A 24,347-nucleotide genomic window follows, 5' to 3' on the forward strand; every position below is an offset into this window, starting at 1 on the left:
GCCGCATGGCCAGCACCAGCCGCAGGCCCGGACGGGCCTGGATCATCACTCCCGGCCTTCGCAGAGACCGCTTTGCCGCCGCACGCACTTCCGGCGCCGCGGTCGCCCTCGTCGACATCGAGGACTCCGTCGCCCTCCCCGACAAGCAGGCCGCCCGCACCGCCTCCGAAGACTTCTTCGCCGTCACCGACCCGCCGTGCACCCTCGGCATCCGAATGAACAGCCTCACGACGATCGAGGGCATCAAGGACCTCCTCGCCCTCACCAGCTACGCCGTCCGCCCCGACCTTGTCCTGGTACCCAAGGTGGAATCCCCCCGCGACATCGAGCTGGTCGCCGCCGCGCTCGACGCCGACGGATACACCCCGGACATCTGGGCACTGATCGAAAGCCCCCGGGCCTTCACCGCCCTCACGTCGATCATGCGTGCGCCCCGGCTTGGCGGCGTCGTCTTCGGTTCCGCCGACTATGCCGCCTCCGTCCGCTGCGGCCTGGGGTGGGACGCCCTGCGCTACGCCCGCTCGGCCCTCATCAACGCCGCCACCGCGGCGAACATCCCCGCCATCGACGCCCCCACCTGGGAGCTCGACGACCCCGACGCCCTGCTCCGCGACGCCGAGCGGGCCAAGGAGCTCGGGTTCTCCGGCAAGGGCTGCGTCCACCCCCGCCACGTGCAGGTGATCAACGACGTCTTCACGCCCACTGCGCAGGAGATCACCCAGGCCCGCGCCATCGTCGCAGCCGCCGACGCCAGCGGCGGAACGGTGACCACCGTCGACGGGCAGATGCGCGGCACCCCCTTCTTCAGCGCCGCCCGTGCGCTCGTCGCCGAAGCGGACCGCACCTCGTGAGCGCGCGCCTGCCCCAGGGCTACCGCCAGATCGGCGAGAACCGCGTCCGGGAGAACGTCGGCCTCTCCTACCCCGATCTCGTTCCCGGCCTGATCATCGAGCACCGGCCAGGTCGGACCGTCACTGAACTCGACAGCCTCCTCGGCGCCGCCCTGAGCGGCAACACCGCCCCCATCCACACCGACGCCCACTACAGCAGCCAGACCCGCTGGGGCCGCATCCTGGTCTGCTCCGGCGTCACCCTCAACCTCGTTGGCGGCATGACCGTCCGCAGCATCAGCGGCCTGACCACTGCCAACCTCGCCGTCGACCAGGTGCGCTTCACCGCCCCTGTCCACATCGGCGACACCCTGTACGCCCAGACCGAGATCCTCACCTGCCGGGTCTCCGAAAGCCGCCCCGACACCGGGGTCATCACCTGCCACACCACCGCCCACAACCAGGCGGGCACCAGCGTCCTGGCCTTCCACCGCACCTTCCTCCTCCCCTTGGACGCCGACGCCGCCCGCGACGCCACCCACTACTGAAGGCGGATCATGGACTGGCCACTGACCTTCGCCCCAGCCGATGACGGACTGTGGGAGCAGTACGACCAGCTCGCCACCCGCGCCTACGGGCACCCGATTAGCGACATCAACCACCTGCGCGCGCACGCCGACCTCCAGGTCGCCCTGCGCGGCGGCCGGGTCGTCGCCGGCGGCCTGGGCCTACTCGTCGACCAGTTCTTCGGCGGAGCTCCCGTTCCCAGCGCCTGCCTCGGCGACGGGTGCGTCGCCCCCGAAGAGCGCGGCGGCCACCTGGCCGCCGGCATGACGGCCGCCAGACTGCGCCCCCTCACCGAGCGCGGGGCGGTGATCTCCGCGATCACCACTTCCTCCACCGGCTACGCCCGCCGCCTCGGCTGGGAAGCCCCCGTCGACGTCCTCGCCTGGTCGATCGCCACCGACGACCTCAAGCGCTCCTTCACCAGCGAGGACTTCGAGATCGAGCACGGACTGACGGAGGAGGGCGAGGCACTCCAACGCCACCTCGCCCGCCAGTGGAACGGCCCCATCTGCCGGCCTGCCTGGTGGACGAAGTGGAAGCAGTCCAAGAACACCCTCACCACCTACCGCTTCGCCCGGCCGGGCCACCCCACCGCGGGCCTGCTCAACCTCGCAACCCAGCGGCACGAGCGGCACGGCATGAGCCTGACGGTCCACGACTTCTGGGCCGCCAGCCAGCCCGCAGCCGGGGCGATGCTCGCCTTCCTCGGCCGCCACAGCACCCGGGCCCGCGCCATCACCTTCCGGCGCGGCGCCCTCCCGCCCTACCCGACCCTCCTGCACGGCTTGCGCCACCACCGCGCCGCCGCCGAAGCGTGGCACCCCTGGATGCTCCGCGTCCTCAACGCTCCCGACGCCATCCGGCTCCGCGGCTGGCCCGCTGACCTGACGACGGCCATACCAATCGAGATTGAGGACGGGACCGGCGCCTGGGGCCGCTGGATGCTGCGGATCGAAGGCGGAGCCGCCGAGATCGCACCCACACGCGTCGAGGGGCAGGTCACCTTCACTCGGCGCCAACTCGCCGTCTGGTACGCCGGCGGATACCGGTCCACCACCTCAGCCCGCATGGCCGGAGTCCACGCCGTATCGGAGAAGGCGCTCGCCACCCTCATCGGCAGCACAGCGCAGTTCGAGCCCTGGCTGCCCGACCACTTCTGACGCCTGCCGGTAGGGGCCCACGCCCCCCGGTCGATACCCCCTGGGGTCGGCCGGGGGGCGCACGTACGCTTCAGACCCGTCGAAGGGCTCGCCATCCAACTGCGAGCCGTCCGGCTCGTGCTGGAGCATGCCGGTGCCGTCCGCGGAGATGTCGATGTAGTCCGGACGTTCCCGGCGGCGGGGTCAGCAAGCAGTTGGGGCGCTGGCTCACCCCCCCCCGCAGCCTGAGTGGAGACGCCGAGGAGGACGCGGCCGCCGGGGCGGCTCTGCAGGTTCGTGACGCGCGCGATGTCGGCCTCCGGAAGCGGAACAGTCCCCGCCCGGCGGCGTAGCCGAGGGCGGCCGCGGCGCCCCACAGCGCGCCGGACAGCCACAGGTGGTCGAACAGGAGCCGGGAGTGGGCGGTGACCGTGACGGCCGCCGCAGTGCAGGCGACGGCCGTAATGGATGCGACGAAGGGCAGGCTGCTGTCCGATGCCGGAGCGCCGAAGCGCGGCCTCACGGCCCGGTGCGTCACGGTCTACCTCCTGGTGGCAGGAGCTCCTACAGCATCAAACGGCCGCCGACACTCCAGCGCCTGTCACCGAAAAGTTGACACTGCTACCGGTCGGGCTACGCCACCCGCTTGATCCCCGCCACGAGGTCCCTCATCTCCGCGCTGGCGCCGCTCTCGTCCAGGTGCTGGGTCAGGAGGTCGTGCTTGTCGGCGTCCAGTTCGCCGACCGCCAGGCCGGTGTGCAGGAGGGCGCTGGCGATCAGCGTCCTGATCACCTTCTCCGAACACGTCTGCGTGAGGATGGTCTGGAACAGCGTGGCTGTCGCTTCGTCGCCGGCCGCAGAGGCGTCGATCTGCGCCCGGAACAGCATGGACGCCCGGAGCTGGTCCCGAAGGGCCTCGCGCTCCTCGGGGCCGTCGGCCGCCTCCGCGAGCAGGTGGTCCTCCAGCTTCTTGGCCCGCTCGACATCCCCGGCCTTCAGCGCTTTCAGGATGGCCTTCGCCTGCCGGGTCTCGTAGGTGTCCGGCAGCTGCTGATTCGTCACGCGCGGTCCCCCTCGTTGGTGGTCTCCGTCGAGGCTAGGGCGCTGCACCTGCGCCAGGCGGGGGATCGGCGGGAAGCGGCCTGAATGTCTCGTCTCAACGAACCGAGTCGGCATACCAATCTGTCTCATCGAACTCAGTCGGCGCAGGTCGGCTGGCCAGAGCGAACAACCCACGCCGAGGACGGCCGTCTCAACGAAGTCAGTCCGCCCTGATCAGCGGTTTGGAATCGACTGACTTCGTTGAGAACGGACACCTGAGCTGACACCCGATGGTGCAGAATGACCAGCCGGCAAAGGGATAATTAACCTGTCACCGTGATCCCCGGAGGGAACCGGAGTGTCCACGAGCACTGACGAGGACCGCTATCCGGCGGTCGAAGAGCTGTCCGCGCTAGTCCAGAAGGTGCTGGCCGACCCGGACACCACTGACTCCGTCGCCCATCACGTCCGCTGGGTCTACCGCATCATCCGGAAGGCGCTGGAGCGGGAGGACTACAAGGAGCGGTACGGCACGTCGCTCCGGGAACTGCTCGGACCCGGGGCCACCGCCTTGTGCGAGCTGACCGACAACGGGGAGCTGCGCCTGCGGGGATACAAGAACAACCCCAAGGGTGTGACCACCTCACAGCGGCGCAGGTCGAGCATCCTGCGCCGGCTGGCCCGCGAGGCCGGAGTCCCCAGCGGCGCCATCTCCTACCCCAAGCCGCCCCGGAAGCCGACGATGCCGGCCTGGGCCCGAAGCCAGCTGCACAACGGGCTGAAGACGCAGGTCGAAAAGCAGCCCTCCGACCCCGGCCTCGCCCGGCTGCTCGTCGTTGTCGGCCTGGTCCTGGACGCCGCCCCCCGCACCGGCGAACTTTGCACCTGCGGCATCGCCGACCTGGCTCCCGATCTGTCCTGGGTGAAGATCATCCGCAACCCGCAGGCGGTCAGCTCGGACCTGCACCTCACCGAGGTCTGGCCCGTCTCACCCATCACCCAGGCGGCGCTGGAGAATTGGCTGCCGATCAGGGCCAAGCTGATCACCGGCCTGCAAGGCAGCAAGAACGCCCTGCTCGTCTCGCACGGTCACGGCGCCTACCGGCGCGGCACCCCGCTGGGCAGGAAGGGACTCATCGAGAGCTACGTCGCCCAGGTCGGGGAGCTGAAGGGCGCGGTGACCGGCAGCGGCGGGAAGGGCTGGGAGCTGCCGGAGGGCCTGGAGCAACTACGGCTCGGGGTACAGGAGCAGCGCAGCGCCTACACGGCTGAGCAGGCGGCCGGAGCGAAGACCCCGCACTGGGGTCCGGCCGTGGTGCTCAACCCGCTGCTGCCGGAGGACGTCGAGAAGAAGAAGACGGCCGCCGCGATGGCGAAGGTCGTCCAGGCCGTCGACGCTTTCCACGCCGCTCGCGAATCTGCCGGCGACGAGACCGACCCCGCAGTTCTTCGGGCCCGGCGCACGCTGCGGGACGCGACGCGGATGGCGTGGGCGCGGGCCGACCACAACACCACCCTCAAGCTTCTCCACCAGGCCCAGCTCGCCAACGATGACCTCTCGGCCGCGGGCTACAGCACAGCGCTGCTCAACGCGTTGGAAAGGTCATAAGAGCGGTCGATCATTACCTGCCGGTGCGTGTTGCTCGCCCGCGCTGGGTGTGACTCCCTCCTGGAAATCTTGGAGCGCGAGTTCCGCACCACCAGCGCCCGTCCGTCCACGACAGCCTTGCCCACCCACCTCTAGCGTGCGGCGGGAGTCCGCCAGGACGGCCAGTCGAGGGTGCCGGAGTGTACCCCGAGGCCGCCGCAGTGCAGCCTGCTCTACCGTGGGCGCGCCGGCGTTGACGCGGGCGGAGTGGGATGAGCCTGTACGGTGCCGACCAAGGCTTGGGCGCGTTGGCTGGTCCGCCCCCCCCGCCCGACCTGCTACACCGGGACCCTGACCCTTGAGCGTCGGGCGGGAGGCGGGGCTTGGGTCAGCCCGTCCGCCGAGGAAGACGGGCCGGGGCCTGGGCGGACGAGGCTCGGGCCGAGAACGCCGCGTGGTCGCGGCGCAGGATCCGGTCCATCGGTCGGAGGGGACGGGGCCGGGCGCGGCGGGCTGCCGTGAGGCACAGCCACCGGGCGCAGCGCACGAGCACGAAGGTCACGCCGCTACCTCCACGGCCGGCGCCTGGGGGATCTGCTGCGCCAGGTGATGGACCTCCGACCAGCTCGCCGGCGTCACCTCGTGCAGGCTGAGAATGGTGTGCGCGCCGATGGTCCAGTTGATCCCGGGGGAGTAGTACGGCACGTGGACCAACTGCTTGGTCGCGATCCGTTCCAGGGTGGTCGGGTCGTACACGTCCCCGGTGACGCCCCAGGACTCCGGGCGCTTGACCCAGGCGAGTACACAGGCCCGCCGCAGATGCGGGCATGCCTGGGCCGCTTCGATCGCGCACGGAGGGCACACCGGCGGCGACACCGTCCGCTCACCCTCGCGAACCGGCTCCGCGGCGCCCACGAGGAACAGGTACCGCTGGGCGCCGTCGACTTCGAGGCAGGGCCGGGTGCAGACCTGACACAGCAGGTCGAGCATCGCCCGCCGCTGCCGCAGAGCGTGCACGCGGGCGAGGTGCGGCACGCCCTTCCCCCGGGCGATGGCCATGCGCATTCGCAGCGCACCATGGGTGTCCCGGTCGTAGGAACTCTCCGCCTGGAAGCCGAGGGCCACTCCGCCGCCGGGGCCGGGGCGCCGCAGCAGTGGCGGCACGGGCAGGAGCTGTTCCTTGCTCCAGGCCGTGATGTAGGGGACGGTGACGCCCTGGTACCGCAGGCGCCGGGGGGTCATGGTCATGGCCGAGCTGCTTCTTGGGGGCCGTGGTCGGGCCGACGGACGGTGGTGTGCGGCACCGGACTGGGCGCCGGCGGCACCTGGTCGAGAGCGTTGAGGAGGGCATGGACCAGACGGGCGAGGTTCTGCGCGCGCACGACGATCCCACCCACCGAGCGTGCCGAGAGGGGCGCCCGTAGGCGCCCGCCCGCCTCGCTGAGCGTCGCGCCCGTCCGGGACCACAGCGGCGAGCGAGGAGCCAGCGAAGAGCGCGCGGTCCTCAGCTCCTCTTCAAGGACGAGGCCGTGGGCCTTGAGCTGTTCGACAGCCTGCGCCGCGGTGTCGGCATCCGGGAGGCCGCCGGTCAGTCGCCAGGCGAGCACCGTGTCGGCGAGGTCCCGGATGTCGGTCCTCAAGGCGGTGTTCACAGCTTCCACGCGAGCACCTCCTCCCGGGTCAGGAGCCGGTACTGCCAGGCGAGCTTGGCCAGGTGCGCGGAGTTGCGGGCCCCAAGGGCGGCCATCAGTCCGCGGATGTCCTCGCTGACCAGCGCCGCGGGCCGCCGCACCGCCGCCGCGATCTCCGCCGTCCGCTCGCCTCGCACGACCAGCGGCACCAGCACCCGCTGCTCGCGGGAGATGCACAGCCCTTCGACGTCCAGAAGGTCCGGCGGGGTGATGGACTTGGTGGCGTACGCGGTGGCGATGGCGGCCGCGGTCCGGCGCATGCCACCCAGCTTCTCCTTGGCGTGCTGGAGGTAGCCCTTCGCCGTCATCTCGCGCAGGCCGATGTGCTCGGCGGCCGCGGCCAGCGTGCTGCCGTCGGCCAGGGCCTCAAGGAGTTGCCTCTCCCGAGGAGCGAGGGGAATCTTCAGGGCGGTGGTCGCGGACACCGTGGTCCTTCCTGTCGTGTCGAGTGAGTGGTTCGTTCGTCTGTCCGGGAGTACGGGTCATGGGGCGGCGTCTCCCAACAGGTCGAGGACGGAGAGGACGGCCAGGGCGAGACGGCGCACGTGCCCGAGCGTCTCGTCGGGCTGGGGGTGGCGGGCGCTGACGTCAAGCAGGCGGAGCATCGCCTCAGTGGGGTAGGGGTGGACCAGGCGCGGCACCACGCCGATCAGCAGGACAGTCGTCGCCCGCAACCGCTCGGTGATGAGGAGAATTTGGTCCGACGTGGGGTCGGCGTGCCAGTCCAGGACCGCGTTCAGGTCGGAGTAGACCTGGTCGGTGACCGCCTCGGCGGCCAGCGACCGGCGCAGGCCCGCCAGAGCCCGACGCACGGTCGCAGTGTCGTTGCAGACGTACCCCGCGAGGGCCGGGTGGGTGGTGGCGCTGCCGGTGACCGTGACCATCACGGCCTCCCCGAGGGGAGCGGCAGGACGGCCCAGGTGGTGTGGCCGTCGGGGCTGACGCCCCACGTGGTGGCCAGGGCGGCGACGAGCAGCAGCCCGCGGCCGCACTCGTCCGCCTCGTCGGCCGGCCGCAGCCGCGCGGGGGCCGGGTTGTCGTCGCTCACCTCGATGCGTAGCCCGTCGGCGCCCGCGGCGACCGTGAGCCCGACCTCGCCCCGGCCGTGCCGGATGGCGTTGGTGACGAGTTCGGACACGACGAGCTGGGCGGTGTGCAGCACCGGCAGCAGGCCGCGCGAGCGCAGGTAGGCGGCGGTGATCCGGCGCATCTGCCGCACCCGGCAGTCGTCGGGGAGGAAGCAGACCGCGAAGCCGGGGCTGCCGATCGCGGCCGCCGGCGCGGCGGGGACGAGGTGGCCGGTCACCGGCGCCTCCCCGGCACACGGGCGGGGGCGACCAGCGCGACGAACAAGCCCCGCGCGTGGAACCAGGCGAGCTGCCGCTCGTAGACGGCGGCCGCCGGGCTGATGACGACGGGGGAGAGGACGAGGGCGCCGTCGGCGTACCCGGCGGCCAGGTGCATGCGCAGCCCGCACCAGCCCGGCCGTGCCTCCGGGTCCGGGCCCCGGTCGGTGTCGGTGTAGCGTCCGGCGACCTGCCACTTCTGCTCTTCGGCGTATGCCTGCGCGCGGTCCAGGAGGTGCGGCGGCGTGTACAGGCACACCCGCGGCGTCCGACCGGTGGCCTGCAGCCGCTGGAGCGCCGCGTCGAGGTGTTCGCGGCGTGCGGCCGCGAGCCGGACGTAGGGGTCGGGCACGAACCGCGCCCGGCCGGGGTCCGGCCCGTCGAAGTAGAGATCCTCGTCCGGGTCGTAGGCGGTGCTCTGGCACATGCGGTGGGCCTCGGCTTCGTCTCGTCGTGAGGGGGGTGCGGAAGAAGGGGCCGGCCGCCCCCCTGGCCGATGGAGGGGGCGGCCGGGACCCGCGCCGCGGCGGGCACCCGGGTTACGCCTGCGGCGGGGCCGGCCCACCGAGCGCTCCCCTCGCGCGTCGTGACGGGGACGGCGAGGGGGCGGCACGCACTGGGTGGGCCCGCTGGTACCGGCCGCCGCGGGGGAGGCGGCGGCCGGCGCTTCACTGCCGCTCGACCGAGCGGCTCAAGATGCCCGGGAGGTCTACGTCGTGCGGGGAGGGCGCCGGCTGGTACCTCCACAGCACCCGCCGCAGCAGGCTGGGGTCCGTGAAGTGGCGCACCGGGGGCCGCAGCCAGAACCGGCCGGGCCCCTCCCTACGAGCCTGGGGCGGCACGGCGAACTCCACGGGGCCGCTGAGGCACAGGCCGAAGGGGTGGTCCATCCAGTGGCGGATGGTGCCGGGAGGGACCAGCCAGCACAGCCAGTCCTCCGCGTCGATCACCGGCCCGCACCCACCCGGCTGTATGCGGCTCATCACCTGGACGGCGAAGAGCGCGTCGACAGACGCGGCGGTGACCACCAGATCGAACGCCCCCACGCCCAGCCGCATCGTGCCGCCCTCGCTCGGCAGCCACGTCTCCAGCTCCGCGCCGAAGACCGGGCCCGGGATCCGGAGCGGGTGCGCTCCGGCGGCGCGAACAGCGGAGCGGTGGCCTACGGCCATCCGTTCTCCCCCGGTCTTGGGGGTGGTGCTCTGACGCATGCTGACCTCGGCTTCATCAGGTGGAGACCGAGCCTCCAAGACGCTGTCCCTTCGGCGTGGTCTTCCAGCGAGAGGATCGCGCCGACGGAGGGTGCCGATCCCGGAGAGCCCTGTGGGAGTCGGCACCACGAGGAAACCGCGTCGGCGCCAACCTCAGCCAGGAAATTCGGACAGCAACTGGCTTGTGGATACCGGAAATTCTGCATTCAACAGCGAGACTCGCCACCTGGTGCTCGATACGCTGTGTGCATGACGGCTAACGTCACCCTGAGCGCGCATATGGAGGCGGCTGGCCTCGGGCAGGCACACCTTGCCCAGCGCTTAAACGATCACATCGCACGGCTCTACGGCGAGCCCGGGAAGGTCAGCGACCGCCATGTGCGCAACTGGCTGACCGGAAAAACAGCCTGGCCTCAGCGAAGACAGCGGGCAGCACTCGAAGCAGAATTCGGCCTGAGCGCGGAGCGTCTTGGCTTCACCCCCCCTCCGCCCCGCAGCCGCCTTGCGCAACTGGCGTCGGCTGCTTCCGTCACAACAGAGCCGTTGGAGGATCCCGTGAGGCGCCGCAAGTTCGCCGTCGCCGCGACCTCGCTTGCCGCCGCGAGTCTGCTACCGCCACAGGCTGGGGCTCGACCTCGCGTCGGCATGAGCGACGTCAAGCGGCTGGAGACGGCCTTCCTCGACCTCGTCGCCTCGGACAACGCGCATGGCGGCAGCGTGAGCTTGGAAACCCGTGCTGTCGCGTTCGCCCAGCATGCGCTGGAACGGCAGAAGGTCGGCACTGCCACCAGCCGTGTCCGAAGCCGCCTGTATTACTTGGCCGCCGCCTTCAGCGGGACCGCGCTGTGGGCGGCCGTGGACAGCCGCCAGGCCGAACGGGCCAGGACGCACCTACACAACGCCCTGTACCTCGCTGACCTGTCTGGCAGTTCCCAGATGAAGACGCGCCTGTGGCTTCACGCATCGTTGCTCGCTGCGCAGGAGCCGGGAGGTATGCGTGAGGCGCTGGATGCCGCATACGAAGCCCGCTCGACGTATGCGTGCAGAAGCGACGCCCTGCTCCACTCCTTGGCCTCCGCACGCCTAGCCGGCATCCAAGCCGATGCCCGTGCGGGGGAGCCGCGGCTGGGTCTGGCCGCGCTCAAGAACCTGGAAAACGCACACGAGTCGTTCGATCGGGCGGAGGGGAACGATGCCCGACCGGCCTGGATCTCCTTCTACGACGACGCCGAGCTCGAAGGACTGTCGGCACTCGTCATGACCCGCCTGGGTCGCCATGAGGACGCCGAGGCACACCTGCACAGGACACTCGGCAAACTCCGCCCCGAGTACCGTCGCAATCGCATGTATTACACAGCTACCCTGGCGCTGGTGCAGCTCCGTCAGGGGGAAGTCGAATTGGCGTGCAGTACAGCGGGGCGCGCAGTCTCCGGCGGTCACTCGCTGGCGGGGCGCACGAGCCAGCTGCTCGCCCGATTCGGCAGGGAGCTGACAGCGGCCGCGCCGGGGTCACGCTACGCGGCCGATTGGAAGGTCCACTATCCGCGCGAAGGGGAGCACAGGACGTGACGGTCGAGTTCAGCCAAGCAACCGCCGAGCACCTTGAGGTAGTCAAACAGGAGATCCTGGACATACACGTTGAGGTCCGGCATCGCGACTTCGGCATGACCGGTGACTTTCACTCCGCCGAGCGCTTCGCCGAGCGGCTGGCAACATACGCATCGCGCCCGGGTTGGAGCGCCGTCATCGCCCACGAGGATGGCGTGCCGGTGGGGTTCTGCTTCGGTCACCCACTCGCCGCTGACACGAAGTGGTGGGCCACCATGACGACACCGCTCGCTGCCGATGTCACCCGAGAAGACGGTTCCCGCACGGTCGCACTCAACGAGATCGTCGTACGCCGCCCCTGGCGAGGAAGTGGCACGGCTTGGCAACTTCACGAGACCTGGCTCACGGGTCGCGACGAGGAGCGGGTCACCCTCCTGGTGAACCCGGAATCCGGTAACGGCGCCCTTCAGGCCAACTACGAGGCGTGGGGGTACCGGAAGATCGGCGAGCAGAAGCCCTTCCCCGACTCCCCGGTGTACTCCGTGATGCTGCGTCCCGTGACGCAGAGCGCCTAGCGGACCCGGGTCGCGGTGACGACTGCGTGTCGGGTCGTACCGGCGAGCACCTCCACCACCACCGTCTCGGTGGTGGTGGAGGTGTACTGCTCGCCGGCGTCCGTGTGCGCGCGCGGGCCGGGGCCGGCCGCGACGAGGTGCTCGGCGGCAGCCGCCGCGAGGGGGCCGGTGAGCCGCTGCGTCAGCGCGACGCGGCCGCCGGGAAGCCGCACGGCCAGGTGCCGCGGGTGGGCGGCCGTCCCTGTGTGGCCGACGACCGGCACATCGACCGTCTCCGCGTGCCGCACCCGGCACCCCAGCCGGAGCCGTTCGTTGTACTCCCCGGGGCCCGTCACGGGGCGGGCCGGACAGCGGGAGGACTCCGGATGGGTGAGATCGATCCGTACGACGAGCTGCAGAGGCAGATGGCTGCGGCGCAGGAGCGGTTCGCCTCCGAGGTCGAGGGCGCGACGATGACCGTGGTCAAGGACGACGGCGTCCACCGGCACCTGTACTTCAAGTTCCCGAGAGCGTCCTGGGACTGGTGCGAGGTCGTCACCTGGCCCGGCATGCTGACCCTGCGCGGCGGCCTGGGCTGCTGGTCATTCACCCGCGTCACCGACATGTTCGACCTGTTGCGGCCGAGCCCGGGTACCAAGCGGATCGACCCCGTCTACTGGGCCGGGACACTGGTCCCCGGCTCCGGAAGCGAGGTCAAGGAATACGACGCCGACCGCGCCCGGACCTACGTGCGGCAGGCGGTGGCCGACGCAATCGAGGCACACACGCACATCACGGCCGAGTACGCCGAGGACTGGCTGTTCTCGGACTGGTGCGGCGCCGACTTCGGCACCGAGGCCGCTCTGATGCGCACCCTGGGCCGATTCGAGGCCCGCGTCGACGCGGACCGTCCGACCTCTTCCTTCCTGTCGGGCGCAACTCACGAGGAGTTCGTCTTCCCGGTGCACGACTGGGACCTGTACCGCTACAGCCACTGGTTCCTGCTCTCCTGCGTGGTGCTGCCCTGGGCCGTCGAGCAGTACGACGCCGCCCTGGTGCCGGTCGCCTAACCCAACCGGCAAGCATCACCGTGGCGCCGGGCCTGCCGCCTCGACCCCCAGGGGGCGTGCAGCACCTCCCACTGCGCGTCTCATCCGGGACAGGTGAGCTGGTGCGCGACCAGCCCAGCCACCCCGACGGCCTGGGCTACCCGGCGTCGAGGATGCCCAGCTCGGTGTCCGGCCGGCACACCTCGCACGCTTGGACGCCCTCGGCCAGAGTCCGCCTCGCCGTGTCCGCGGAGACGCGGTGGGCCTTGCGGCTCTTCCCGCAGGCGCCGACGTTGACCTGGACGGGCGTGCGCCCGGCGCCGGGGCTGAGCTGGATCCGGTAGACCGGTGTCGAGGGCGGCGGCGAGGCGGGCCCGGGTGGCGGCTGCTGGGCCTGGAGCCGGGCGATCTGGCGCGTCGGCCTCCACCAAGGCCAGCGCGAGCCAGTGCCGCACGACGAGCAGGCGGTCGAGGTAGGGGAGGGAACGCAAAATCGTTCACACGTTCGATATTGAGAGGAGAGGGTTCCGGATGCGAGGGCAGGGCGCCTGTCCGCGGGGTGAAAGAGGATCCAAGCCGAGGCGTTGCGGTTCTTCCGTCCGCCAGTCGCTTCGGTCGCTGCTCGCTCGCTGCGCTGCCGAGGCTGGGCTCGGACCCCGGTCACCAGGTCCAGTCCTCAGAGTGCGCGTGTCGGCGCCGTACCGCACGAAGGGCCCTGATCCCCTCGGCTTGGGGGGCGTACCGCGACAAACCGGACATGAGGTGGCGCCCGATGCGTCAGGCTCACCCTGACGAGCGGCATAGTCAGGAAAGTCCTGACGTGATGTCGGGTCAGGTGTATCTTGACGTCCATGACCGACACCACCGACATGCCGGAGACCCCGCACGTGTTGTCGCCCCGCGACGAGGCCCGCGTGCGCTTCGCCCTGCGAGCCGAAATGATCAGCCGGGAGGCGCTCGACCTGCTGCCCATCGACCCCGACGCGCCGCGCGGTGAGCGGCTGCGCCAAGTCCTGGATCTGAAGGCGCACCTGGATACGCTCATCGGGCATGCCGTCATCGCCGAACGGGAGGAGGGCACCACCTGGTCGCAGCTGGCCGACGCCGCCGGGGTCACCAAGCAGGCCGCCCACGAGCGATGGGCCGGCACGGTCAGCGCCTGGGCCGCAAGCGGCCGCACCGCGTACGGGAGGGGCGGGAGGTACTCCGCCCTGGACGCCGCTCGCCGCCTCGACCAGGTGTACGCCGACTGCCATCCCGGCCACCCGCAGCGCGTGGTCAGTTCGGGCCTGGACGCCGTGCGATTCCCCGGCGCCGTTGCCGCCGAGGCCGCCCGCCGGGAGCGCGCGAAGGGCCTGCATGCCCGGTTGAAGCCGCTCCAGGACCGCATCCTCAGCCTGAACGAGGAGTGGAACCTGCTCACTGCGGGCGCAGCCCGCCCGAAGGCCCGGGCCGCAGTGCTGATCCGGCAGGCCGAGACCTACCAGGAGATGGCCGACCTGTACGAGGAGCTGACCGGCGCCGAGCCGGAACTCGCCGACGAGCACCGGACCAACGCCGAGAGCTCCTGCGCCGCCGTCCTCTCCAGCCGCGAGTACGCCGAGCTGCTCCTGGCCAAGACCGAGGAGTGCACGTGACGCCGGCCTTCCTCATCGTCACCGGCGTGGTGGCCACCGCGCTCATGGCCCGGTTCTACGTGGCCCTGCTGCGGGTCCACTCCGGACGGGCGAAGAACGTGTTCGAGGGCGTGGCGCCCCAGCGGCTCGTCTACCGCCGCCTGAGCCGCCAGATCCGACGGGAGCACGGCCGATGAGCGACCGCACCGCGACCCCGGCGCCGCAGACACCCCCCGTCCACCCGGGGCAGCTTGAACTGTTCCGCGTGCGGAGGCGCCCGAGCACCACCATCGACTACGCCCGCCCCGACGGCGGGCCGCTCGCCGACGCTGACTTCGATCACCTCGCCCGGATCGCCCGGGCCGCCACCACTCGAAAGGGTGACTGAGCGCATGCCGCTGAACGTGCCCGTCATCATCCACCGGTCGCCGAGGGACCGCGCGTTCACGGTGCACACCGACCGCCAGCGCTGGAGCGCCGGGCAGCTCGCCGCCAGACCGGACGGCCGCGCCGCGCTGGAGGCGGCGGTACGCGAGGGCGTCCGCGAGGCGGCCCCCACCTGCGCCTACACCCAGCTCACCGAGCCGGACATCGGCGTCACCGCGCACGCCGACGGGTCGGTGACGATGACCGGCCGCGTGTTGTGCGACGCGACGGACTGCCACGCCGCCGCCCGGCGCCACCACTTCCAGGCCGCCGAGTCGATGGAGGCCAAGGCCGCCACCGAGTGGGCCGCGCAGAAGGAACTGCCCCCCGGCCCCGGCGAACACGTGGTGGTGCAGAAGCGCGTCCTCACCGACCACGACCGGCGGCAGCGCCGCGCGTCGCTCGGCTACGTCTTGGTCGGGCTGCTCTGCTCGGCCGCCGGCGCGGGCATGAGCCAGTACGACTACCACCGCCGCCCCGACATCGCCCCCGGCGACAGCTTCCTCTCGTTGAGCGGCGAGAACTTCGACGCGATCTGCAACTTCCTGACGCTCCCCGCGCTCCTTGCCGGACTCCTCTTCCTCCTTTTCGGCTTCACCCGCCTCGCCCTCACCAGCGCCCCCCACGCAGATCGGACGGGAAGTGACCGATGAGTAGTTCCGACGCCCTCGCCGCCCACCTGGAGTGGCAGCCGTTCGCCCACCGGCCGGACTGCGCCAAGCCGGTCTGGGAGGTCGACTAGCAGACCGTCTCTGACGCACCGTAACGGCATCGGCCCCGGACCTATCGACCGGCCGAGCATGCCCGCCGCCCGACGGGCGGATCCAGCTCACCTTCGCCGTCTGCGGACCGGCGTTACTTCAGGGTGAAGCAGGTGCTCGGGGACAGACCCTTGTGCTGGATGCAGACCTCCGTCCCGCGCGCGTACGCCCGGCCGGTCCGGCCGCCCTTCCCCCACCCCACCTCCGCGAAGTCGGATCGGGGCACGTGGGTGAGGCGCTTCCAGGCGCTGGTGTGCCAGGAGCCGCCCGGCTCCCGGTACGACCACCGCGCCATGTAGGTCCTCCCCTTCGAGACCGGCTCACGGGAGGCATACACCCACGACAGGGACCGGGTCCTGGACCCGCGGTGATACCAGTAGGTGACCACCGCCCCCTGGGCGCAGCCGCCCCCGCGCAGCGGCGCGCAGGCGTTCAGCCGCTGGTCGATGATCTTCGCTTTCGCCGCCGGGGCCGCAGCGGCCGGCGCGGTGCCCGCCCCAGCCGCAGGAGCCAGACACACCAGGACCGCTACCGCAGAGGTGGCCACCGCCGTGATTCGTCGTCGCATACCCGGGCCAACTCCCCCGCCGGCTCGGCGGTACGGGCCAGGCGGCGGATTCCCCCGGTCGAGGTGACCGGAGCAGCCAAGACGGGCCAGAGGACACACCTTCCCCAGGCAATGGCGCGTCTCGGCCAAGAGCGTGCCGTATCCGTCCCGAGAGGGGCCTGAGCTGTGGGTGCTCCTCTGCGGGTGGGGGCCGAGGACCCGGTCGGGGCCGATCACCACCACGAGGGCGGGGCGGCAGGTCGCCTGATCCGATTCAGTCCGTGGCCGTTGCCAGCGCGCCAGCGAGGTCGGCCGCGAGGCCGTAGCCGGGGCTGTCGTCCAGGAGTTCTCGGCGCCGGTTGTAGAGCTGGGTGGTGCGGGAGTCCTTGTGATCGGCCCACTGCTGCACCTTGTCGGGGCGGGCGTCCGGCTTCGCCAGGGCGTGAGTGACCGCGTCGCCCTTCACGCCATGAGGGCCGCGCAGCGGGAGCCCGGCGCGCTTGGCCAGGGACTGGAGGAGCCGCCACACGGCCGGTTCGTCGAGCTGGGCGCCGGACGCGGTGCAGAACAGCCAGCCGGTGGTGCGGCCGTCGAGGTATTCCATCAGCGCGTCCCAGGTGGCCGGCGGGATCGGTTTCTTCTTCCGGCCGCCGCCCTTGACCTTCTCCAGCAGCAACACGCGGTGCCCCTTGTCGTACCCGAGGTCTTCCACGCGGGCGTTGAGCAGGGAGTCGATGCGCAGGCAGCAGGTGTAGAGCGTCAGCAGCAGGGCGTACGCGCGCTTGCGGTAGGCCGCGACACGGTGCTCGTCGCGGGCGACGGCCACAAACCGGGCCCACTCGGCCTCGGTGTACCCGGGGGTGGGGGAGTAGGTCGGGTCGACGTAGGGCCGTTGGACCGCGTCGAAGGGGTTCTTCACCCCGTCGTCGCTGACCTTGTCCAGGTAGACGAAGAAGGAGGAGGCCGCCGACAGCACGTTCTTGCGCGAGGCGTCCGAGTACGGCTTGCCGGTGCGGGCCATCTCGCCCCGCCGGCCGCCCTTGACCCGCATCCAGGTCGGGGTGGTCTCCAGGTACATCCGGAAGGTGTCGGCGAGGACGAACTTCACGGCCATCGGGTGCTCGCCGTGGTCCCGGGCGAACTCCTCGAAGGCGCGGAAGCCGCGGGCGTAGGACTTCTGCGTGTTGACCGAGCGCTGATGCGCGATCCAGGCCGCCGCGAGCGTCGGCAGAAGGTCGTCCTCGCCATAGATGGCGACGAGGTAGTCGTACAGCTTCCGCGCGTGCTCCGGCCACAGAGCGCGAGGGTCGTGACGGAACGTCGAGAGCGTCGACCGGGGCGAGCAGGCAACCTTCGAACTCGGCATGTCGGGTGATTCACCTGATTCCAGCACATCCTGATCGGGCGTCAGCATACGCACAGGATAACTGTAATTATCCTGTGCGTTCACGGGACGGCTCGGCACGTCAGCCCTCGCATGACGGCACGGGAGCGTCAGGTCGATCGTGACGTTTCTTGGTCGTCAGCTTTCATCGGACAGACAGATTTGGTCAGCTTTGCTCTGACGCTCACAAAGCGTCAGAGAGTGGCTGACAAAGAGGGTTCGTCAGTCCTACGGTGACGCCATGACCGAGACGAGCCCGACGGGCGACGTGACGCCCGAGCCGCCCCCGCATCCGTTCACCGAGACGGCGCTCGCGCGCCTGATGCTCTCCTACGCCCTCCGCGAGACCGCCGAGTGCGCCCTCGGCGGCATGGCCACCGGCGACGACGCCTCCAGCACTGTCCGCCCCGGCGACTACATCCGCGAGGCGGCCCGCCTGATGCGCCTCGCCGAGGACGTCCAGCGCTGGGCCGCCATCTACGAGCGCGAGCGCGGTACCAGCTGGGAGGAGATCGGCGAGGCCCTGGGCATCACCCGCCAGTCCGCGCACACCCGCTTCGCCGAGCACGTCAAGAAGTGGCGGGCGCCGCTCGACCAGCCGGACAAGCTCCTGCCCGACGGCACCCCCGACGACGAGCGCATCCCCTACGGCGCCCGCTACGCCCCCGGCCACCCCCGCCCCTACTACGGCACCGCCGAGGACACCGCCCGCGTCCTGGACAACTGGCTGCGCCACCACGGCGGGCCCACCGACCACTGGACGGACCAGGAGCACCCGGTCAGCGGCGGCCTGCCCCGGCACTCCACCACCTCCATGCTGCTGCTCGCCGACGGCGCCAGCCACCGCCTGCTCCAAGACCAGCTGGTGCCCGACCCGCAGGCGCAGGCAGACCTGTGCGACCACCGAGTGGCCCTGTACGAGCGGCTCATCCTCGAAGGCGGCCCCGTCCCCCCGGAGGTCCACCAGTGGATCGCGAAGGACAGGGCCCGGGCCGCGGCCCTGCGCGCCACCCCCGGCCGCGGAGTCACCTGGGACGAGATGGCGGGCGCCGAGCACGCCCCCACGCAGAACGGGGACGACCGGTGAACGAGCAGCAGCCCAGCCGCGAGGAGGTACTCGCCCAGTCCGAGACCGCCGTCGCCCGGTTCAAGCAGGGGCTTCCGGCAGCGCGCGAGGTGACCACCACCGGCGAGCTGGCCGCCATCCTCGCCGCCCTCCCCGCGGACACCCCGCTCTTCCTCGCCGACCAGGTTCTCGCCCGCCCGGACCTCAAGCACGGCACCGATGTCGTGCAGACGATCGTCGCCCACCTCACCCCGTCCGCCGAGCCGGTCGACCCCGACGACCTGGACGGCCCGCACCGGATGATGCCCGCCCTCGGCCTCACCACGGTGTATGTCGTCCAAGGTCAGGACGCCGGCGAGGAGTTCGAGCAGCACGCGATGCAGCCCGTCGAGACGGTGCTCCGCGCCGAGGAACGGCTGTCGGCCGGTGACCTGGACGGTGGTATCCGGGACGCCGCCGACGCCGTTGACCAGATCGCCGCACTGCTCGACGAGGGCGCCCAATTCATCCCGGATGACCACGACGCGCACACCACCGTGGAGGTCGAGACCTCACGACTGCGGCACGCCGCCGAGAGGCTGCGCAAGAGCGCCGCGGAAGCCCAGCAGGCCAGCGAGTGACCTACGTGAAGGAGAGCCCAATGTCGTACGAACCGACGGAGCCCGCCTCGCCAGTCGACGTCCACCTCGGCCAGGGCGTGCTGTTCCCGCTGCCCAAGCCCCCCATCGTCATCGACTACGCCCGCGCCGACGGCGGCCCGCTGACCGACGAGGACTTCGCCCGACTCCAGGAGCTCGCCCGCACCGCCTCCACCCTTCCCACCCCGTCCGGAAAGGTCACCATCCGATGCCGCTGAACGACACCGCACTGACGCTGCTGCCTGCCGAGGAGCACTTCCTCGGTGACCTCTTCGACCTGGATGAGCCGCTGTTCATGTGGCTCGAAGGGACCACCAGCGACGCCCGCGCCGGGGCGGACGACGTCTACCGGCTGCCCGCCGACCTGGACGGCGTAGCCGTCCGAGCTGCCTGGATCAGCATCTACGGCGCCCTGCCCAAGGGCCTGGTCGACGAGCGGCACGCCTTGCGCACCGGAAAGGAGGTCAGCGGGGGCAACCGGGTCTTCGGCCCCGATGGGTACGAGCACACCCCGTTGTACGCCGCGCCCATCGACCGCGCTGACGTCGAAGTCCTGGCTTCGCTGCTCGACCACTTCCGGCGGGCCCTGGCAATGGAGCCGGGGTACACCGACCTGCGCAGCCTGCTCGCCGACGCCGGAGAATGGTACGGCGAGGAGAGCGGGGAGCGGGTCCCGGAGACCGCCGAGCAGGTTGTCAACCGACTCTCCCGCGCCCTCACGGTTCTCCAGCTGGACGACGGGGACACCCGTGCCCTGCTTCCTGCCGTCACCATGCCCGGACCCGACGGGCGGATCCAGCTCACTGTCGAGCAGGAGCAGGCCGCGCGGGGCTACTTCGAGCGCGTCATCACCGTTGTCACCGAGGGCAAGGGCCGCCTGGAGCGTGAGCTCGCTCGCTTCGTCGAGTTCGGCGACTGCGGCTGACCTCCTTCCCCGCCCTGCTCCGGAGGTCTGGACCTCGGCCCGCACCCGAAGTCCAGACCCCGGTGCCGTCCGGCGCGAACGGCAGGCACCACTCACGACCTGCCCGCGCCGGGCGGTGCCGGGGGGAGCGGGGGTCTGGGGGCCGGCGAAGGCCCCCAGCGGCCACCGGCTTCGCCCCGTGCCAATCCGTTCTTCCGTGAGGAGATCCCCTTGTTCCCCGACGTCTTCGTCGCCACCCAGGCGACCGCGAACGCGTGGCGACACCTGACCGCCGTCGCCCGCACCTTCCAGCGCAACCCCGCGCTGGAGGCGGACCGGTACGCCCGCGCCATCCAGCAGACCGTGACCGGCGGCGACGCCGAGAAGGGCGGCCGGGGCTTCGAGGTCGCCCTGTTCGGCGCCTCCCAGCTCATCCAGTTCGAGGAACAGCACGGCCGCCACATGCTGGGGTCGGCGGTCAGGGCCACCCTCGCCGAGCGGGTCGGGCACGACCGGCCCGCGTGGGCGGCCGTGGAGGACCTGATCCGCCACGACTGGAGTGCCTTCGCGCGGAAGGTTGCGACCTTCGAGCGCGCCGGCGGCATGTCCCTGACGCCGCTGCTCGGTGCGCTCAGTGGCGCCGCCGCGGTGATCGACCCTGACGGCACGCTGCCCACGTTCACGCTGGACGGCACCGAGGCGCCCCCGTGGTCCGTCAACCCCCGCCAGGTGCCGGAGTGGCGCCGCCAAATTGTGGCCCGGCTGGAGGCGCCCGAGACGTCGGAGGGCACGGCCCGGGAGCTGACCGAGGAGCAACTGACCGCCATCTTCCCGCCCGAGGCGTTTCCGGACCTGGACCACGTAGCCCGGGCCCGGCTGCTGTGCGAGCAGGAGCGGGACCGGCTGCGGAGTGCGCGCATGTACTACGCGGACGCCGACACCACGGCCGTCGCCACCCGCAAGGCCGCCCGCCCCAGGAAGTCTCCGCTCGACCCCCAGCGCGTCCCCTCCCCCTCCGGCTTCCTCGTGCTCGACCAGCCGGTCGACTACGCCCCGGGGATGGCGCCGCTGGTCGCCGCGTCCTGGAGCGTCTGGTACGTACCCGGCCACAGCGAGGACGGCCCGACGACGTGGTCGTTGACCCTCTACACGCACACGGCCGCCACGCCGCCGCTCGCGCCGATCGGCTTCGAGCGGCTGACCGCGGGGGACGTGCTCGCCACCAAGCACGAGGCCACACAGGAGGGCGCGGCCGACTTCGCCTCCCGCGCGATCGTCGCCTGCTGGGACCTGATCACTCAGGAACGGGTGGGCCGGGCCGTGGTCGACGTCACCGAGGAGAGGCGCAAGCCGGTCAAGGTGCGCGCGGACCGGCGCCGGGGGATCGCCGACGACGGCACGGTGCGGCTGGTGACCATCCGCGGCCGGCAGGAGTCGGTACCGCGTCCACGCCGGGAGGCGGACGGAACGGGCCCCACCCGCCAGTACGACCGTGGCCGGTGGATGGTCCACGAGCACACCCGCGACCACTGCATGAACCCGGCCCTGCACAGCAGCGGCGGCTGCACCCACCAGGACATCACCGTCCTGGACTACCCGAAGGGCCCGACCGACAAGCCGTTCCTGGACACGGTGTACGTGGTCAAGGCCGACTGACCGCCCGCCCAGCCCCGGACACCGATTCGCAGACCACGGAGGTACACCGATGACGGACACCGCGACGACGGCAGAGGCGACCGTCCCTGAGCAGGCCGCACCGCCCGAAGAGAAGACGTGGCCGGAGGCCCTGGGCGCCAACCGGCTGGCTGACATGCTCGCCGAGATCACCGGCGAGCCGGTCCGCGCCCTGGACGTCGAAGTGCTCGTCGAGCGGGAAGTCCTGACCGAAGTCGATCGCTTCAAAGGCTGGCCGCTGTACTCCACGGAGGCGGCGCGCGAGGTCGACGTCGAGCTGCTGCGCACAATCATCGCCGAGCGGCAGGCGTGGTTCGAGGCGAGCCTGCCCCGGGACGCGGCCGCCGAGCGGATCGGCTGGCACTGGAGCGACATCGCCCGCATGGGCCGCGAGGGCCGCGTCACCACCGGGCGCGCGGACCGCTACCTGATCGCCGACCTGGACAAGCTCGCCGCCGAGGCCGACGGCGAGCAGTACATCACCGCGCAGGCCGCCGCTGACGTCCTGGAGATCCGGCCCGCGGACTGGAAGTACGTCGAGGCGGCGGGATGGATCGCGCCGGCGGAGACGTACGAGCGCGAGGTTGGCCGCTACCGGACCGTCACCGTGGTGCTGTACCGGCTCGGCGACGTTCGCGACCTGCGGGACATGCCCGGTGTGGACTGGGAGGCCGCCCGTGGCGTCGCCAAGGGCAAGCCGTCCCCGCTGCGCGAGTACGCCAGGCTCGCGCCCACCCGCGCCGCTGCGGTGAAGGGCTTCTGCCAGGAGCTCGCCGACCGGCACGGCACGACGGTGTGGGCGTGGCACTCCCCGTACTCGGGTGGGTGGGAGCTGGACTGGGCCCGCACCGAGGACGGCCCGACGAAGGAGACGGTCCGCGCGGAGCTCGCCGCCGACCCGGTCGTCGGTTCCTACGTCGACGAGATCACCCTGTGCCCGACGTGGGGCCGGATCACCCGCCGGGCCCGTCAGCTCCTGGAGCCGGGCGCCGCGGTCGTCCTGGACACCGAGACCACCGATCTCTACGGGCAGACGATCGAGCTCGGCGTCGTGGACGCGGCCACCGGCAAGGTGCTTCAGGACACCCTGGTGAAGCCCACGGAACCGATCACCAGCGGGGCCCGCCACGTGCACGGCATCTCCGACGAGGACGTGGTGAACGCCCGGCCCTTCGAGAAGGCCCTCCCTCGCCTGCGGAAGGTCACCAAGGACCGCATCATCTGCGCCTACTCGGTGCAGTTCGACCGCGCCGTCATCCTCGGCGACATCCGGCGGGCCGGGAAGAAGCCCGGGCACCTGGAGCCCCGCGAGTCCTGGTACTGCCTCATGGAGGCGTACGCCGCGTGGCTCGGCTCGAACCGCTGGCTGCGGCTCGGCGGCGGCCACCGCGCAGTCGGTGACGCCCTCGCGGCCCGGGACATTCTGATCGAGATGTCGAAGGGTCGGGGCAACGAGTTCACACCCCGGCCGGCGGTTCCGGGCGACCCCGTGGCCGGAGCTCCCGCCGGGACCGCGCTCGCGGCCGCCGACGCCTGAACACCGCTGCACCGACCCTGGGGAAGATGGAACGCCTCCAGCGGCAGGTCCTCGGCGGCGCCACCGACGACGTGCTCGACACGCTCGTTGAACAGGCCGAGGACCAGGCGAATGACATCGTGGCGGCGCTGCTGGCGCAGGCCCGGAGCGAAGAGGAGGACGTGTGATCCCGGCGCCGCACCGCACGAAGGGCCCCGGTGTACTCGGAGCCGAAGGCCCCGGCCACAGCGGACCGTTCGGCCGCTGGCCCGACGACAGCGAGGACGAGGACCAGGACGAGCCCGACGAGGAAGGTCCGGCCGGATACCGGCGGTAGGGCGTACGGGCACCGGGACAAGATCCATCCATGCGCAGGCGGCCGTACGCCGTCGGCAACACCACCTCCAGGGGGAAGTACGACCATGGGCAAGACGACCAAAAAGGCCAGGCAGGCGCCGCCGCTGTCCGCCGACCGCGTCCGCACCGGCTGGCAGGGCCCGGTCGGCACCCGCATCCGCCTGGCCCGCGGCCAGGACGTCAAGGCGGCGAACGCACTGATGGCCACCACCGGCAACGGCGTCAGGATCATCCCGGTCCTGGCGGCCGCCATCAAGGACGGCTCGGCGTCCTCCGCCATGCTCGCCGGGCTCGGCGGCGGCTCGAAGGCGTACCACGACGCCGCCGCCCGCACCTTCACCGACCGGCCCATAAATGAGGCCCTGACGACCGTTTCCTTGACGCTGGTCGCCGCCGACGAACAGGACCGCACCGTCGGCGTGCTCTCGGCCACCGCCCCCGGCACCCTCATCGACATGGCCATGAACAACGGCTACCCGGCCGACAAGGCCATGGCCCTGAGCCTGTTCGTCGCCAAGATCCACGGCCTGGCCGTCGCCGAACACGCCCGCGGCCAGGGCATCGCCGCCACCCTGCTCAAGCGGACCTGGCAGATTCACCAGCAGCTCGGCTACTTCCTGCTGTATGGCTCGTACGAGGCCGACCGTGACCTGGCCGCCTTCTACACCCGGCACGGCTACACCGCCCACGCACCCGGCGAGACCTTCCCCCTGGATCGCATCGCCCTCCCGTTCCGGCTGGGCGCAGGCGACGACCAGTGCGTCTTCACCCGCTGGCGGCCCCGCCGCTGACCGACCACCACAAAGCCCCGTGGGACGTTATCCCAGCTCCGGAGCGGTGTTGTGCTCTCGTGACAGCTCGACACGCCGCCTACTTTGCGGCTGGTGTCCGAGC

Annotated in this window: 32 protein-coding genes; 20 read left to right on the forward strand and 12 right to left on the reverse strand. The window is 71.3% G+C overall.

Translation table 11 applies throughout. The annotated features are described in order from the left end of the window. Positions 1 to 5: 5 nt before the first annotated feature. From ACF053_RS29510 to ACF053_RS29520, 3 genes are read left to right on the forward strand one after another with little or no spacing between them, the layout of a single operon-like run. Positions 6 to 851, forward strand: coding sequence for an HpcH/HpaI aldolase/citrate lyase family protein (locus ACF053_RS29510; protein WP_391956810.1), 846 nt, complete (start codon positions 6 to 8; stop codon positions 849 to 851). Continuing rightward, positions 848 to 1,378 (forward strand): MaoC family dehydratase, encoded by a 531-nt coding sequence (locus ACF053_RS29515; protein WP_391956811.1) that lies wholly within the window; start codon positions 848 to 850, stop codon positions 1,376 to 1,378. The genes ACF053_RS29510 and ACF053_RS29515 overlap by 4 nt, the downstream gene beginning before the upstream one ends. 9 nt (positions 1,379 to 1,387) lie before the next feature. Beyond that, positions 1,388 to 2,557, forward strand: a complete 1,170-nt coding sequence (locus tag ACF053_RS29520) for a GNAT family N-acetyltransferase (RefSeq protein WP_391956812.1) — start codon at positions 1,388 to 1,390, stop codon at positions 2,555 to 2,557. A 612-nt stretch (positions 2,558 to 3,169) separates the two neighbouring features. Here ACF053_RS29520 and ACF053_RS29525 read toward each other — a convergent pair. Then, positions 3,170 to 3,598, reverse strand: a complete 429-nt coding sequence (locus tag ACF053_RS29525; protein ID WP_391956813.1) for a hypothetical protein — start codon at positions 3,596 to 3,598, stop codon at positions 3,170 to 3,172. 337 nt (positions 3,599 to 3,935) lie between these two features. Between ACF053_RS29525 and ACF053_RS29530 the strand changes: the two genes are divergently transcribed. Next, entirely contained in the window at positions 3,936 to 5,186 is a 1,251-nt protein-coding gene (locus tag ACF053_RS29530) for a hypothetical protein (RefSeq protein ID WP_391956814.1), read from the forward strand. 537 nt (positions 5,187 to 5,723) lie between these two features. On the opposite strand, the gene ACF053_RS29535 is transcribed toward ACF053_RS29530, so the two are convergent. The 7 genes from ACF053_RS29535 to ACF053_RS29565 form a co-directional block, all read right to left on the reverse strand. Beyond that, the gene (locus ACF053_RS29535) at positions 5,724 to 6,413 is read right to left on the reverse strand and encodes a hypothetical protein (RefSeq protein WP_391956815.1); all 690 of its coding nucleotides are present in this window, start codon (positions 6,411 to 6,413) and stop codon (positions 5,724 to 5,726) included. Beyond that, positions 6,410 to 6,826 carry a DUF6415 family natural product biosynthesis protein gene (locus ACF053_RS29540; RefSeq protein WP_391956816.1) on the reverse strand — a complete coding sequence of 139 codons (417 nt, stop codon included), beginning with the start codon at positions 6,824 to 6,826 and terminating at the stop codon, positions 6,410 to 6,412. The genes ACF053_RS29535 and ACF053_RS29540 overlap by 4 nt, the downstream gene beginning before the upstream one ends. Continuing rightward, complete coding sequence (locus ACF053_RS29545; protein ID WP_391956817.1) at positions 6,814 to 7,281, reverse strand: LuxR C-terminal-related transcriptional regulator; 468 nt, start codon at positions 7,279 to 7,281, stop codon at positions 6,814 to 6,816. Before ACF053_RS29545 ends, ACF053_RS29540 begins: the two co-directional genes overlap by 13 nt. 57 nt (positions 7,282 to 7,338) lie before the next feature. Beyond that, a complete protein-coding gene (locus tag ACF053_RS29550) occupies positions 7,339 to 7,740 on the reverse strand; it encodes a DUF6415 family natural product biosynthesis protein (RefSeq protein ID WP_391956818.1) in 402 nt (133 codons plus the stop codon). Further along, complete coding sequence (locus ACF053_RS29555; protein ID WP_391956819.1) at positions 7,740 to 8,162, reverse strand: ATP-binding protein; 423 nt, start codon at positions 8,160 to 8,162, stop codon at positions 7,740 to 7,742. The genes ACF053_RS29550 and ACF053_RS29555 overlap by 1 nt, the downstream gene beginning before the upstream one ends. Then, positions 8,159 to 8,629, reverse strand: a complete 471-nt coding sequence (locus ACF053_RS29560) for a hypothetical protein (RefSeq protein WP_391956820.1) — start codon at positions 8,627 to 8,629, stop codon at positions 8,159 to 8,161. The genes ACF053_RS29555 and ACF053_RS29560 overlap by 4 nt, the downstream gene beginning before the upstream one ends. Positions 8,630 to 8,870: 241 nt before the next feature. Then, entirely contained in the window at positions 8,871 to 9,413 is a 543-nt protein-coding gene (locus ACF053_RS29565; protein WP_391956821.1) for a hypothetical protein, read from the reverse strand. Between the two features lie 249 nt (positions 9,414 to 9,662). Between ACF053_RS29565 and ACF053_RS29570 the strand changes: the two genes are divergently transcribed. After that, the gene (locus tag ACF053_RS29570) at positions 9,663 to 10,982 is read left to right on the forward strand and encodes an XRE family transcriptional regulator (RefSeq protein ID WP_391956822.1); all 1,320 of its coding nucleotides are present in this window, start codon (positions 9,663 to 9,665) and stop codon (positions 10,980 to 10,982) included. Continuing rightward, a complete protein-coding gene (locus ACF053_RS29575) occupies positions 10,979 to 11,536 on the forward strand; it encodes a GNAT family N-acetyltransferase (protein ID WP_391956823.1) in 558 nt (185 codons plus the stop codon). The genes ACF053_RS29570 and ACF053_RS29575 overlap by 4 nt, the downstream gene beginning before the upstream one ends. Here the strand turns inward: ACF053_RS29575 and ACF053_RS29580 are convergent. After that, positions 11,533 to 11,871 (reverse strand): hypothetical protein, encoded by a 339-nt coding sequence (locus tag ACF053_RS29580; RefSeq protein WP_391956824.1) that lies wholly within the window; start codon positions 11,869 to 11,871, stop codon positions 11,533 to 11,535. The two genes, ACF053_RS29575 and ACF053_RS29580, sit on opposite strands and share 4 nt — an antisense overlap. Positions 11,872 to 11,901: 30 nt before the next feature. Here ACF053_RS29580 and ACF053_RS29585 point away from each other — a divergent pair, with 30 nt between their 5' ends. Further along, positions 11,902 to 12,585 (forward strand): hypothetical protein, encoded by a 684-nt coding sequence (locus ACF053_RS29585; protein ID WP_391956825.1) that lies wholly within the window; start codon positions 11,902 to 11,904, stop codon positions 12,583 to 12,585. Positions 12,586 to 12,721: 136 nt separating this feature from the next. Here the strand turns inward: ACF053_RS29585 and ACF053_RS29590 are convergent, their stop codons facing one another. Beyond that, positions 12,722 to 13,228, reverse strand: coding sequence for a DUF6233 domain-containing protein (locus tag ACF053_RS29590; RefSeq protein ID WP_391956826.1), 507 nt, complete (start codon positions 13,226 to 13,228; stop codon positions 12,722 to 12,724). Between the two features lie 187 nt (positions 13,229 to 13,415). Between ACF053_RS29590 and ACF053_RS29595 the strand changes: the two genes are divergently transcribed. From ACF053_RS29595 to ACF053_RS29610, 4 genes are read left to right on the forward strand one after another with little or no spacing between them, the layout of a single operon-like run. After that, complete coding sequence (locus tag ACF053_RS29595) at positions 13,416 to 14,201, forward strand: hypothetical protein (RefSeq protein ID WP_391956827.1); 786 nt, start codon at positions 13,416 to 13,418, stop codon at positions 14,199 to 14,201. Then, positions 14,198 to 14,377 carry a hypothetical protein gene (locus ACF053_RS29600; protein WP_391956828.1) on the forward strand — a complete coding sequence of 60 codons (180 nt, stop codon included), beginning with the start codon at positions 14,198 to 14,200 and terminating at the stop codon, positions 14,375 to 14,377. The genes ACF053_RS29595 and ACF053_RS29600 overlap by 4 nt, the downstream gene beginning before the upstream one ends. Then, a complete protein-coding gene (locus ACF053_RS29605; RefSeq protein ID WP_391956829.1) occupies positions 14,374 to 14,568 on the forward strand; it encodes a hypothetical protein in 195 nt (64 codons plus the stop codon). Before ACF053_RS29600 ends, ACF053_RS29605 begins: the two co-directional genes overlap by 4 nt. Before the next feature lie 4 nt (positions 14,569 to 14,572). After that, positions 14,573 to 15,259 (forward strand): hypothetical protein, encoded by a 687-nt coding sequence (locus ACF053_RS29610; protein ID WP_391956830.1) that lies wholly within the window; start codon positions 14,573 to 14,575, stop codon positions 15,257 to 15,259. Positions 15,260 to 15,461: 202 nt separating this feature from the next. Here ACF053_RS29610 and ACF053_RS29615 read toward each other — a convergent pair whose 3' ends face one another. Further along, on the reverse strand, positions 15,462 to 15,935 hold the full coding sequence (locus ACF053_RS29615; RefSeq protein WP_391956831.1) for a hypothetical protein: 474 nt from the start codon (positions 15,933 to 15,935) through the stop codon (positions 15,462 to 15,464). 253 nt (positions 15,936 to 16,188) lie between these two features. Beyond that, the gene (locus tag ACF053_RS29620; RefSeq protein WP_391956832.1) at positions 16,189 to 17,280 is read right to left on the reverse strand and encodes a tyrosine-type recombinase/integrase; all 1,092 of its coding nucleotides are present in this window, start codon (positions 17,278 to 17,280) and stop codon (positions 16,189 to 16,191) included. Between the two features lie 259 nt (positions 17,281 to 17,539). Here ACF053_RS29620 and ACF053_RS29625 point away from each other — a divergent pair, with 259 nt between their 5' ends. From ACF053_RS29625 to ACF053_RS29665, 9 genes are all read left to right on the forward strand, one after another. Further along, complete coding sequence (locus ACF053_RS29625) at positions 17,540 to 18,385, forward strand: hypothetical protein (protein ID WP_391956833.1); 846 nt, start codon at positions 17,540 to 17,542, stop codon at positions 18,383 to 18,385. Further along, a complete protein-coding gene (locus ACF053_RS29630) occupies positions 18,382 to 18,984 on the forward strand; it encodes a hypothetical protein (RefSeq protein ID WP_391956834.1) in 603 nt (200 codons plus the stop codon). The genes ACF053_RS29625 and ACF053_RS29630 overlap by 4 nt, the downstream gene beginning before the upstream one ends. Before the next feature lie 20 nt (positions 18,985 to 19,004). Continuing rightward, positions 19,005 to 19,220 carry a hypothetical protein gene (locus ACF053_RS29635; RefSeq protein ID WP_391956835.1) on the forward strand — a complete coding sequence of 72 codons (216 nt, stop codon included), beginning with the start codon at positions 19,005 to 19,007 and terminating at the stop codon, positions 19,218 to 19,220. Further along, entirely contained in the window at positions 19,211 to 19,927 is a 717-nt protein-coding gene (locus ACF053_RS29640) for a hypothetical protein (protein ID WP_391956836.1), read from the forward strand. The genes ACF053_RS29635 and ACF053_RS29640 overlap by 10 nt, the downstream gene beginning before the upstream one ends. A gap of 210 nt (positions 19,928 to 20,137) precedes the next feature. After that, positions 20,138 to 21,562, forward strand: a complete 1,425-nt coding sequence (locus tag ACF053_RS29645) for a hypothetical protein (RefSeq protein ID WP_391956837.1) — start codon at positions 20,138 to 20,140, stop codon at positions 21,560 to 21,562. 49 nt (positions 21,563 to 21,611) lie between these two features. Beyond that, the gene (locus ACF053_RS29650) at positions 21,612 to 23,117 is read left to right on the forward strand and encodes a 3'-5' exonuclease (RefSeq protein WP_391956838.1); all 1,506 of its coding nucleotides are present in this window, start codon (positions 21,612 to 21,614) and stop codon (positions 23,115 to 23,117) included. Between the two features lie 26 nt (positions 23,118 to 23,143). After that, positions 23,144 to 23,284: a hypothetical protein gene (locus ACF053_RS29655; protein WP_391956839.1), complete on the forward strand. Its 141-nt coding sequence runs from the start codon at positions 23,144 to 23,146 to the stop codon at positions 23,282 to 23,284. Further along, a complete protein-coding gene (locus ACF053_RS29660) occupies positions 23,281 to 23,433 on the forward strand; it encodes a hypothetical protein (RefSeq protein WP_391956840.1) in 153 nt (50 codons plus the stop codon). Before ACF053_RS29655 ends, ACF053_RS29660 begins: the two co-directional genes overlap by 4 nt. 85 nt (positions 23,434 to 23,518) lie before the next feature. Further along, a complete protein-coding gene (locus ACF053_RS29665) occupies positions 23,519 to 24,244 on the forward strand; it encodes a GNAT family N-acetyltransferase (protein ID WP_391956841.1) in 726 nt (241 codons plus the stop codon). Positions 24,245 to 24,347: the final 103 nt, after the last annotated feature.

Origin of the sequence: Streptomyces kanasensis (assembly GCF_043077165.1) — a bacterium.
GTDB classification, from domain to species: domain Bacteria; phylum Actinomycetota; class Actinomycetes; order Streptomycetales; family Streptomycetaceae; genus Streptomyces; species Streptomyces changanensis.

Coding starts and splice junctions, on each gene's coding strand:
- ACF053_RS29510 (WP_391956810.1), top strand. CDS start 6: ATGGCCAGCACCAGCCGCAGGCCCGGACGGGCCTGGATCATCACTCCC.
- ACF053_RS29520 (WP_391956812.1), top strand. CDS start 1,388: ATGGACTGGCCACTGACCTTCGCCCCAGCCGATGACGGACTGTGGGAG.
- ACF053_RS29535 (WP_391956815.1), bottom strand. CDS start 6,413: ATGACCATGACCCCCCGGCGCCTGCGGTACCAGGGCGTCACCGTCCCC.
- ACF053_RS29550 (WP_391956818.1), bottom strand. CDS start 7,740: ATGGTCACGGTCACCGGCAGCGCCACCACCCACCCGGCCCTCGCGGGG.
- ACF053_RS29560 (WP_391956820.1), bottom strand. CDS start 8,629: ATGTGCCAGAGCACCGCCTACGACCCGGACGAGGATCTCTACTTCGAC.
- ACF053_RS29565 (WP_391956821.1), bottom strand. CDS start 9,413: ATGCGTCAGAGCACCACCCCCAAGACCGGGGGAGAACGGATGGCCGTA.
- ACF053_RS29570 (WP_391956822.1), top strand. CDS start 9,663: ATGACGGCTAACGTCACCCTGAGCGCGCATATGGAGGCGGCTGGCCTC.
- ACF053_RS29585 (WP_391956825.1), top strand. CDS start 11,902: ATGGGTGAGATCGATCCGTACGACGAGCTGCAGAGGCAGATGGCTGCG.
- ACF053_RS29595 (WP_391956827.1), top strand. CDS start 13,416: ATGACCGACACCACCGACATGCCGGAGACCCCGCACGTGTTGTCGCCC.
- ACF053_RS29605 (WP_391956829.1), top strand. CDS start 14,374: ATGAGCGACCGCACCGCGACCCCGGCGCCGCAGACACCCCCCGTCCAC.
- ACF053_RS29610 (WP_391956830.1), top strand. CDS start 14,573: ATGCCGCTGAACGTGCCCGTCATCATCCACCGGTCGCCGAGGGACCGC.
- ACF053_RS29615 (WP_391956831.1), bottom strand. CDS start 15,935: ATGCGACGACGAATCACGGCGGTGGCCACCTCTGCGGTAGCGGTCCTG.
- ACF053_RS29620 (WP_391956832.1), bottom strand. CDS start 17,280: ATGCCGAGTTCGAAGGTTGCCTGCTCGCCCCGGTCGACGCTCTCGACG.
- ACF053_RS29625 (WP_391956833.1), top strand. CDS start 17,540: ATGACCGAGACGAGCCCGACGGGCGACGTGACGCCCGAGCCGCCCCCG.
- ACF053_RS29635 (WP_391956835.1), top strand. CDS start 19,005: ATGTCGTACGAACCGACGGAGCCCGCCTCGCCAGTCGACGTCCACCTC.
- ACF053_RS29640 (WP_391956836.1), top strand. CDS start 19,211: ATGCCGCTGAACGACACCGCACTGACGCTGCTGCCTGCCGAGGAGCAC.
- ACF053_RS29650 (WP_391956838.1), top strand. CDS start 21,612: ATGACGGACACCGCGACGACGGCAGAGGCGACCGTCCCTGAGCAGGCC.
- ACF053_RS29655 (WP_391956839.1), top strand. CDS start 23,144: ATGGAACGCCTCCAGCGGCAGGTCCTCGGCGGCGCCACCGACGACGTG.
- ACF053_RS29665 (WP_391956841.1), top strand. CDS start 23,519: ATGGGCAAGACGACCAAAAAGGCCAGGCAGGCGCCGCCGCTGTCCGCC.